The organism is Candidatus Methanocrinis alkalitolerans, from assembly GCF_029167205.1.
Classification (GTDB): domain Archaea; phylum Halobacteriota; class Methanosarcinia; order Methanotrichales; family Methanotrichaceae; genus Methanocrinis; species Methanocrinis alkalitolerans.
Map to the genome: position 1 here is coordinate 1 of NZ_JARFPL010000088.1, position 1236 is coordinate 1236.

The following is a 1236-nucleotide window of genomic DNA, read 5'->3' on the forward strand; positions in this document are numbered from 1 at the left end:
CATAGGTCATCGGTTAAGGATCGGTTTAAATAGTCTCGCAGATTTTTGATCCCACTTCCGTTATACAAAATATAGCATAACCTTATTAATAACCTATTGGAACTATAGACCACTGATATATAATTCACCGGGGGTAGCATCCGTGGTCGCTCGTCACTTAAATGTGGATATTGACCTGATTATGATGGAGCTTTGTGCTCTATTTCCGCCTGAATGGCTGAGAGATAAGGCGAAAGAGACAGGTTTGATAAAGCGTGAGCGTAAGATCGATCCAATTTATATCTTCTGGTCTCTATCAATAGGCTATGGGGTCTTTCTTCAACGGACTCTTGCAGCTCTTAAGCGCGACTATGAGAGATTTTCTAAGCAGATTTTGAGCGATAGTAGCTGGTACTACAGGTTCACTCCAGAGCTTGTTGCGTTTCTCCGAGAGTGTGTAGTTCGAGGCGTTGAATACTCGGCTCAGGAACCCGGTCGAACCCTCAGCGATCGTCTTTCACCTTTCGAAGACGTCTTGATCCAGGACTCCACCATCATCAGGTTACACTCAAAGCTGGCTAAGATCTGGCCAGCTACCAGATCTCGAAAAGTGGCCGCAGGCGTCAAGGTTTCCGTTCTCACGAGTGCAGTAGCCTGCGGTCCTAAGAGTGTAGCTCTCTTCTCCGAAAACACGAACGATATAAAGACTTTGAGGATAGGGCCATGGATAAAGGACCGGATCCTGCTTATTGACCTGGGGTTCTACAAGTATCAGATATTCACTCGGATCAAGGAAAACGGCGGATACTTCGTTTCGAGGCTGAAAAGCAACGCAAATCCTTTCATCATTGAAACCCATCGTACCTGTCGAGGCAGAAGCATCGACGTTCGAGGAAAGCATCTTCAGGATGTATTGAAGGACTTAAAGAGACAGGTCCTGGATGTCGAAGTTGAGGTGAACTTCAACCGCCGAGCTTATCGAGGCAAGGAGAAAAGAGATAACGAGCGGTTCAGGCTGGTGGCGATATACAACGAGGATGAAGACAAGTATCATTTGTATGTTACAAATATCTCTCCAGAGTTGTTGGAACCTGAAGAAGTAGCGAGGCTGTACGGGGCTCGATGGGAGATCGAGATCCTGTTTAAAGAACTCAAGAGCAGGTATGCGCTAGATATGGTTCCTACATCTAATCCTCAAGTTATTGAGGCGATGATCTGGATAGCTATACTTACGCTAATAATAAGTCGGAAAATTTA

Annotated in this window: 1 protein-coding gene; it reads left to right on the forward strand. The window is 45.5% G+C overall.

What is annotated here, in order from left to right:
* Window positions 1-142 precede the first annotated feature (142 nt).
* Window positions 143-1236 (forward strand): IS4 family transposase (locus P0O24_RS12455; RefSeq protein ID WP_316970072.1); only part of this gene is annotated, 1094 nt, incomplete at its 3' end.